An 8,077-nucleotide genomic window follows, 5' to 3' on the forward strand; every position below is an offset into this window, starting at 1 on the left:
GGATCAGAAAGCTTGTTTGAATCGATGTATTTCATCCGCAGATTATGCACGAATGCTAAGAAATCCGGAGTGCAAATATTAACCAAAAAGAAGATCGTTTTTTGATTTATGAAAGAGATCTAATATAAACGTTGATTATTTGAACTTCAAAAATGAGCAGCACATCTACACACAATAGAAGCAAAGTATTAATTATTCATGACAACCGAATTGGACATTTAAATCCAGCAATCGCTGTCAGTGAAATGATTGAAAAGCGCTTTTATCTACAATCTGAGCAGTTTGCAATCCCCACTTTACCTAAACGTACAGTGAGTATTTTTAAGAAATTGTCTCATTTCCCAAATTTGTTTCGCACACTTGGGCGCTTATACTTTAAATTCTTACCAAGAAATTTAGAGCATACCGACGTTATCGTCTGTTCAGGTATGCCTAATTTAATTTATGCCGCTTATTTATCTCAACGTTTCAATATCCCACTTATTTATGCAGGCGGTACACGTAAATTTAATTGGCGACTTATTGATTGGACTATTACAACGATTCCAGAAGATCATTCAGGTCGACAAATCATTATTCCTACAGGTGCTGTACCTGATAAAATTACTCGCTTAGCGCATATTCCGTCGAATCATGAAGCATGCCTGTTAATTGGTGGACCGACAAAAGAGTACCCTTTTACCCATCAAGACTTTGAAGAGATGATTCAGCAATTTGTTCAATTTGCAGATCACCATCAAATTCAGGCGTCAGTCGTATGTTCTCGTAGAACACCTGCGTTATCAGAACATGTGATTCAAATGTTAAAAGATAAAAATATTGAGCTTGTGAATACTTGTTCTAAAACTTCTATTTGCGATGTGTTAAAGCGAAGTGAATATATTTTTGTTACTGAAGATAGTGCAACGATGTTATCCGAATCAATCCAAACCGGTCGCATTGTTATTTCAGTTTGTCGTGAATATTCTGAAAAAGATGAAATTATTCAAAATTATTTAGATCTCGAATTAATACAACGTAAAACTATTGGGCAGATTACTGAAGCTGCATATATCAAGCCAAAATTAAATGCTCAACATATTGAACAAATCGTGACTCAACAACTTGCAGAAGATTTGAGGGCAAAATCTCAAGAACTGAGTTTTTATAAATGTCATGCAAAAAAAGCAGTTATCTATTAATTAAAAATTTTATTCGATAGAAATTAAAGCTCACAGATGTGGGCTTTTTTACTATTTACTTTAACTAATCATCTAAATACATGTTTACATGAAAAAAAGGGGAATTTACATTTCTTGGATACAATTGCATGAATAAATCTCTTTGAATTTTCACCCCATTTTTACACTCATAAGAAAGATTGAAGAATTCATCTAATATTTTGTTTAAATTCAATTGATCAACCAATTTTGTTGATAGATGTAATTTAATTTTATAGGTTTCTGATCTTTTCAAAACATCTATTTGCTCCAAACACTCTAGACTATTTTTTTCAATAATTTTAAAGTGATAGGCTTCTTCACCTAAGTTTTCTAAATTAAAATATATAGTAATAAATACAACATTATTGTAAATATACTCACCCGAGCTATTATCAGCAGATAGATCATTGCCAAAAGCAGCTCTTGCGTGAAAATCTGAAATAAAAATTTTTGGAAATAACTGTTTTCGCTGTTCCAACTGTTATTCTTTTTGTGTTTGAACCAACTGTTTTTGCTGCTCAATTCCATTTTTCATTTCTTCAATTTGCAACTGTAGCGCTTTTTCTTGCTGTTCCAACGCTTTAGTATTTTGATCTAATTGTTTACCTTGCTGGAGATACCCGAGTATTAACCAAAGAAAAGCAACTGGAGCAAAGATACCTGCAAGGAAGTCCCCTAGTGAATTCAGCTCTCTATTGGTAAATACAAAATTGTTTTGAACGCAAAACAGTACTATCACTAAGAACCAAATTACAGTTATCGAAATTCCAATTATTAAATTTTTACTATTCATTTTCTTATAAAAAACCCATACCTAAGTATGGGTTTTACATGAAAATTAAATACTTATCAAATTAAGCCTTCAACCACTTCTCAGCTTTAGCCTGATCTTCCACTTTAAGTTCAACTTCAGTTAATTCTGAACCTGCAGCTTTCACTTCAAAGCTCATCAACTCATCACGGCGGAATGCTAGTACGGTATAAGTTCCGTCTTGCTTGGCATATTTTTCTGCCAATTTAACGGTTGCTTTTAGACCATCAATTGCAATAATCACATCGTTCGCAGACAAGCCAGCTTTTGCAGCTGCACCGTCACGGCGAGCAGACTGAACCAACACACCTTCAGGCTTATCAGCCAGTTTTAAACCAAATGGCAATGATTTGTCATTTTTGAGTGTATAGCTTAAGCCAAACTCAGGGAACAACTGATCTAACGGCAATTCATCTGTAGTATTAATCAAGTGATTGATTTGTTCTAACCAATCATCACCCGTTAATTCATTACATAAATTGAAAATAGTCCGTTCATTCACTTGAATGCCATTTTGCGCATTTGCATATAATTTACGCATTAGGGCATCAAGACTTGAACCACGTAGACGTAAGCCAAGATCTAAACATAGCGCCACGAGGCAGCCTTTGTTGTAGTAACTTGTACCTGCATTATTTGAGTTTTCATCCTGACGGTAGAATTTCACCCATGCATCAAAGCTTGACTCAGCAACGGTTTGAATTTCACGACCTGGATTTTGTAAATAGCGATCAATTTGTGCTTTCAAAAGTTTGATATATGAATCCTGATTAATCACACCGCTACGCAGTAAAATCAAATCATCATAATACGATGTAAAACCTTCAAAAATCCAAAGCAAAGAAGTGTAGCCTTCTTTGTTCAAATCATAATTCACAAAGTTTTCTGGACGGATAAATTTTACCAACCATGAGTGGAAATATTCATGGCTGCATAACCCTAAGAAACGTTGATAATCTGCCGATGGCTCTACAGGTTCATTGGCTTTTGGCAAATCATCACGCGGGCTAATTAAACTTGTACTATTTGGATGCTCTAAACCACCATAGCTATTGGCCGTTGCCATGGTCATAAAGGTATAGTCTTTAAATGGTGCTGAACCAAACATGGAAATTTCTGTCGAACAAATTTTTTCGATGTCTTGCTGCATACGCTGCGCGTTCATGGCATGTTTGCCCGAAACCACAAATTCGTGTGGAATGCCGTTGGCTTCAAAACTGAAACGAGTTTGTTCCGCAAGCTCAAACGGTGCATCAATCAACTGGGCATAGTTATCAGCATACAAGGTATAACGACCTTTCACTAAACTTTTTGACTTCAATCCAGTCGCAAGTTGGAAATGTTTTAACTCGGGTGGCAAGAATACTTCAATCTCAATAGCTGTATGTTCTTGGTCAACTAAACCTAAACATGCGCAAGCTGGATTGACATATAAACGGCTTTGATCAACATAAGCACCACGGACCGACAAGTCAAAGGCATAAACATCATATTCAACGGTGATCAACTCATGATCAGTATTAAATAAACGCCATTTATTTTTTTCAAATTTCTCTATTTGTAACAAACGCCCATCTTCATCATAAGCTCGAACAGCTTCGATATGCTTCGAAAATTCTCGGATTAAGTAACTTCCGGGAATCCAAGTTGGCAAAGAAAGCACCTGTGTTGGATTTGCCAAGAAACGTGCAGTGACATGGACTAGATGCTGACGATAATCGTCAAATTCGATTTGATAATGCAACATAATGGGCGATATAAAATTAGTAAAAGATAACTTATCAATTAGATTAACATTTTTTACAACTGAATGCGGAACTGTCGCAATTGTCTACAATTATGACTAGTCAGCAGAAAAAAAAAGGCATAGCATGCCTAAAAATTTTTTCGTTTTACCACCAACGGAATGGTTGGTTAAGGAACCTCATTGAAACACGTGATCTACCTCATCGCGCTGCTTAGTTTTCTATGCTCCACGATAGCAAATGCTGCCCTTTTAAATATTGTCCCTGAAACTGTTGAAGCTGAAGCTTGGACCATTTTAGATCCTCAGTCGGGTCAGGTGATTGCAGAACATAATAGCCATGTTCAGCGTGCCCCTGCTTCACTTACCAAAATGATGGTGGCTTATATTGCTTTAAAGGAAATTAAAGCAGGTCATTTAAAGAAAAATGAAATCCTAACCGCAACCCCAGTTGTACAAGTGGTTCAATGGGATGAATCACAAATGTATCTCAAAGCAGGCGAACAAATTTCAGTTGATCAGCTTTTAGCAGGTCTTGTGGTCATGTCTGCCAATGATGCCGCTGTGACTTTAGCTGAACGCATTTCTGGTGATATTCCAAAATTTATTGAACGCATGAACAAAGAAGCTAAAGCTTTGGGCATGAATGACACCAATTTTCAAAATCCAGCCGGTATTACCATGCCAGAACATTATTCATCGGCGGCTGACCTTGCACGTTTAGGGCAAGCACTGGTGACTGACACACCTGACTATTTGTATTATTCAAAACAACAAAGTTTTAGTTATAACCAACGCTTCCACCGTGCAACCAATATCTTATTAAAACAAGATCCCACCGTTGATGGCTTAAAAACAGGTTTTACTAAAGCTGCAGGTTATAACTTAGCTTTAACAGCCAACCGTTTGATCGCGAATCCTGACGCGCCAGAACGTCGTTTGATTGTTGTAGTATTAGGGGCAAAAAGTGGATTAAAACGTGCAGAAGTAGCACACAACCTCATGAACTTGGCTTATACCTATACACGTAATGAAGTTGCAATCAAAGATAAGCAATTAATTGCAGAATTACCTGTGGTTAAATCAACCTTGAAAATGTTTAAGGTGGAAACTCAACAACCCAAACTAATTACAACTTCACTTTATGATCAAGCTTATGCCATCGATTTAAAAGCTTTTGACCCTACACAGCAACGTATTCTTTTAAATACTGGCAATGGTCAAATTCAAGCCATTGAACCACTTCATGAAACACAGACTAAACTGAGTGTTGAAGTAAATGAAAAAGAACTCACTGCGCCATTGGCTGAAGTGATGAAATTAGCCACCGTTACGGTTTATCAAAATAATCAGCTGATCAATACCTTTGATATTGAAGATGACGTGCAAATTGAAGAAGCCAATATTTTTGAGCGTTTCATGATGTGGATTAAAGGTCTTTTTAGCATCTTTAATACGGATGCAGCAGAAGTTAAAACCTACCCTCTAGGTCAATGATGTGATTATGTAACTTGTAAGACAATTCGTTATTCGTGCAAAAAAGAAGATGGCATACTCGTGCCATCTTCTTTTTTTCAACAATAATAAAATAGGTAATTCAATGAATAACGCTGATGACTCCAAGTTACACCATATTGTCATTGTCGGTGGTGGTGCCGGTGGTTTAGAACTGGTCACACAACTCGGTGATTTACTCGGTAAAAAAAAGAAAGCGCGCATTACCCTCGTAGATATGAAACTCACGCATGTTTGGAAGCCCCTCTTGCATGAAATTGCCGCAGGGACGATGTCAGTCAGCGAAGAAGAAATCAACTACTATGCGCATGCTGCGAAGCATCATTATGAATTTGTCTTGGCTAAGTTTGAAAATGTTCAGCCTGCTGAAAAAACCATTCAGCTTAGCAAAGTCCAACAAGGTAAATATGAATCTACTCAAGAACAACTGCAACTGAGTTATGACACCCTTGTTCTTGCTTTAGGCTCAGTTTCCAACGATTTCAACACGCCGGGCGTGTATGAACATTGTCACTATTTGGACAGCCTGCAACAAGCTGAAATCTTCCAACAAGATCTCTTACAGTTGTATTTGGATGCACAAAATAGTAATACAGCACGTGAGTTGAAAATTGCCATTATTGGCGCAGGTGCAACTGGCGTTGAACTCTCCGCAGAATTGGTCGAAGCCAAACATAATTTTTATAAATATGGTTTAAATAAAATTCATCCGCAAAGCGTACAGATCAATTTAATTGAAGGTGCTGATCGGATTCTACCTGCACTCCCTGAAAAAATGGCCGAGCATGCACAGCAGCAATTAAAACGCATGAAAATTGAAGTCTTAACCTCTAAACGTGTGGAAAAAGTCGATGCTGAACATGTTTATTTTAATGATGGCAGTAAAATTAAAGCTGAACTGAAAGTTTGGGCGGCAGGTATTAAAACACCAGAAGTGATTTCGAAGCTTGAAGGTTTTGAAAAAGACCGTATGGGGCGTTTAAGTGTGTATGCAACACTACAAACCAAAGCCTACCCTGACATTTTCGCGTTTGGTGATTGTGCTCATTGCCAACCGCGTGCAGATGAACCCGTCCTCGGCCCACGCGCTCAAGTTGCCAGCCAACAAGCGTCATTTCTCGTGGATTGCTTAAAGGCACGCATCCGTGGTCAGCAACTCCCAATATTCGTATTTTCAGACAAAGGCTCCCTAGTCTCATTAAGCAAGCATAAAGCGGTTGGTGAACTTTTAGGTCAGGTCAATGTTCAAGGCTTTGTTGCCAAATCAATGTATGTTTCATTGTATCGAATGCATCAAGCCACAATTTACGGCTATGCACATGCAGGACTATTAACGGCTAAAGATTTTGTTACACGAAAAATCGCGCCTAAAATTAAATTGCATTGAAATTTACAGATCTGCCCCGATTAATGAAAAAAGCATCATAAACATTTAAAAATTGCATTTTTTTGATAAATTTAGTCTACAAAAGTGCAATTTCACTTTATGATGTAACCCTTAAAAAATTGAATGGATCAATAACATGACTGCTATTGCAAATAACTCTGTGGTTTCTTTCCACTACACATTGACTAATGCAGAGGGTGAAACTCTCGACCAATCTCAAGGTGAGCCACTAGCATATTTGCACGGCGCTGGTAACATCATTCCAGGTCTTGAAAAAGCACTTTTAGGCAAAACTGTTGGTGAAAAATTCACTGTAACTGTTCCTGCTGCTGAAGGTTATGGCGAATACAATCCTGATCTCGTTCAAGAAGTTCCTGCTCAAATGTTCCAAGGCGTGGACAACATCCAACCTGGTATGCAATTCCAAGCTCAAACTGATGACGGCGTTCAAATCGTGACAGTTAAAGCGGTTGAAGGCGACAACGTTCTTGTTGATGCAAACTTCCCACTTGCTGGTCAAGATTTAACTTTCGAAGTTGAAATCGTTGAAATCCGTGAAGCTTCTGCTGAAGAACTTGAACACGGTCACGTACACGGTGCAGGCGGTCACCACCACTAAGATCCTCTGATCTCAAGTGCAAAAAGGCAAAGTTTTTACTTTGCCTTTTTTTATTTGCTATATTTCATGTAAAGCAAATAATTTATTGAATAAGAATGAAAACTCATACCCTTCTATTAAGTCTATGTCTCATAAATATGTCTTTTCCAGCATACGGATCTAGCGATACTTGTCGCAGTTTCGAATTAAAAAGCGCAAAGCAACTCAATCGCGTCTATCAAAAAGATGAATTCTATATTTTTTATTCGGATAAACAGAAAAGTACAGACCGCATCCAAAATCTGAACGATACAAACAATAATGCAATTCCTGACTATATCGAAGATATTGCCATCCAAGCAGTCGCATCAAGAGATATCTTTAAACTAGCAGGATTTAGACATCCTCTAAAAAGCCCAAGATATAAGAATGTAAAGGCTATTGCCATATATGTACACGAACTAAAAGGAAATGGGCTCGCCTATGAAAACTCATCTCGAGCGCCAAGTGCCACGAATCTTAAAAATAATCTTTGCTTTATCAGCATTTCTATTTCAAATCAATTAAAAGACTTTCCTGGAAATTATTGGACTACGATCACTCACGAATTATTTCATTTATACCAATATAGCTATGCACAATTTAAAAACGCATGGTACTTGGAAAGTATGGCTAATTGGGCTGAACGTGCACTTATAGCTAAATACCAAATAAATCATTACAGTAATCTTTAAATAATTTATCAATATCTTTAACTCTAAACTTAGTTCGAATCGCCTTGACTCGTGACCACATATTTTCTATTGGATTTAAATCTGGA

8 protein-coding genes are annotated in these 8,077 nt (G+C 37.3%); 5 read left to right on the top strand and 3 right to left on the bottom strand.

Translation table 11 applies throughout. The annotated features are described in order from the left end of the window. Positions 1-152: 152 nt before the first annotated feature. On the top strand, positions 153-1,181 hold the full coding sequence (locus FTU65_RS15660; protein ID WP_180012272.1) for an ELM1/GtrOC1 family putative glycosyltransferase: 1,029 nt from the start codon (positions 153-155) through the stop codon (positions 1,179-1,181). 64 nt (positions 1,182-1,245) lie between these two features. On the opposite strand, the gene FTU65_RS16415 is transcribed toward FTU65_RS15660, so the two are convergent. The 3 genes from FTU65_RS16415 to FTU65_RS15670 all read right to left on the bottom strand — a co-directional run bounded on the left by FTU65_RS16415 (position 1,246) and on the right by FTU65_RS15670 (position 3,760). After that, on the bottom strand, positions 1,246-1,680 hold the full coding sequence (locus tag FTU65_RS16415) for a hypothetical protein (RefSeq protein WP_257222731.1): 435 nt from the start codon (positions 1,678-1,680) through the stop codon (positions 1,246-1,248). Between the two features lie 3 nt (positions 1,681-1,683). Next, the gene (locus FTU65_RS16420; protein WP_257222730.1) at positions 1,684-1,995 is read right to left on the bottom strand and encodes a hypothetical protein; all 312 of its coding nucleotides are present in this window, start codon (positions 1,993-1,995) and stop codon (positions 1,684-1,686) included. A gap of 61 nt (positions 1,996-2,056) precedes the next feature. Then, entirely contained in the window at positions 2,057-3,760 is a 1,704-nt protein-coding gene (locus tag FTU65_RS15670; protein ID WP_180066072.1) for a M61 family metallopeptidase, read from the bottom strand. 180 nt (positions 3,761-3,940) lie between these two features. On the opposite strand from FTU65_RS15670, the gene FTU65_RS15675 reads away from it, so the two are divergent. The 4 genes from FTU65_RS15675 to FTU65_RS15690 all read left to right on the top strand — a co-directional run bounded on the left by FTU65_RS15675 (position 3,941) and on the right by FTU65_RS15690 (position 7,991). Beyond that, positions 3,941-5,254 carry a D-alanyl-D-alanine carboxypeptidase PBP6B gene (locus FTU65_RS15675; RefSeq protein ID WP_180012276.1) on the top strand — a complete coding sequence of 438 codons (1,314 nt, stop codon included), beginning with the start codon at positions 3,941-3,943 and terminating at the stop codon, positions 5,252-5,254. Positions 5,255-5,357: 103 nt separating this feature from the next. Further along, positions 5,358-6,659, top strand: a complete 1,302-nt coding sequence (locus FTU65_RS15680; protein WP_180012278.1) for an NAD(P)/FAD-dependent oxidoreductase — start codon at positions 5,358-5,360, stop codon at positions 6,657-6,659. 136 nt (positions 6,660-6,795) lie between these two features. Continuing rightward, the gene (locus FTU65_RS15685; RefSeq protein WP_078189067.1) at positions 6,796-7,278 is read left to right on the top strand and encodes a peptidylprolyl isomerase; all 483 of its coding nucleotides are present in this window, start codon (positions 6,796-6,798) and stop codon (positions 7,276-7,278) included. Between the two features lie 137 nt (positions 7,279-7,415). Continuing rightward, a complete protein-coding gene (locus FTU65_RS15690; RefSeq protein ID WP_180012280.1) occupies positions 7,416-7,991 on the top strand; it encodes a hypothetical protein in 576 nt (191 codons plus the stop codon). Positions 7,992-8,077: the final 86 nt, after the last annotated feature.

Origin of the sequence: Acinetobacter sp. YH12129, from assembly GCF_013418685.1 — a bacterium.
Lineage (GTDB): Bacteria > Pseudomonadota > Gammaproteobacteria > Pseudomonadales > Moraxellaceae > Acinetobacter > Acinetobacter amyesii.

Excerpts from the sequence above, each read along its gene's own strand:
- FTU65_RS15690 (WP_180012280.1), top strand. The coding sequence starts at position 7,416 with ATGTCTTTTCCAGCATACGGATCTAGCGATACTTGTCGCAGTTTCGAA.
- FTU65_RS15670 (WP_180066072.1), bottom strand. The coding sequence starts at position 3,760 with ATGTTGCATTATCAAATCGAATTTGACGATTATCGTCAGCATCTAGTC.
- FTU65_RS15660 (WP_180012272.1), top strand. The coding sequence starts at position 153 with ATGAGCAGCACATCTACACACAATAGAAGCAAAGTATTAATTATTCAT.
- FTU65_RS16420 (WP_257222730.1), bottom strand. The coding sequence starts at position 1,995 with ATGAATAGTAAAAATTTAATAATTGGAATTTCGATAACTGTAATTTGG.
- FTU65_RS15680 (WP_180012278.1), top strand. The coding sequence starts at position 5,358 with ATGAATAACGCTGATGACTCCAAGTTACACCATATTGTCATTGTCGGT.
- FTU65_RS15685 (WP_078189067.1), top strand. The coding sequence starts at position 6,796 with ATGACTGCTATTGCAAATAACTCTGTGGTTTCTTTCCACTACACATTG.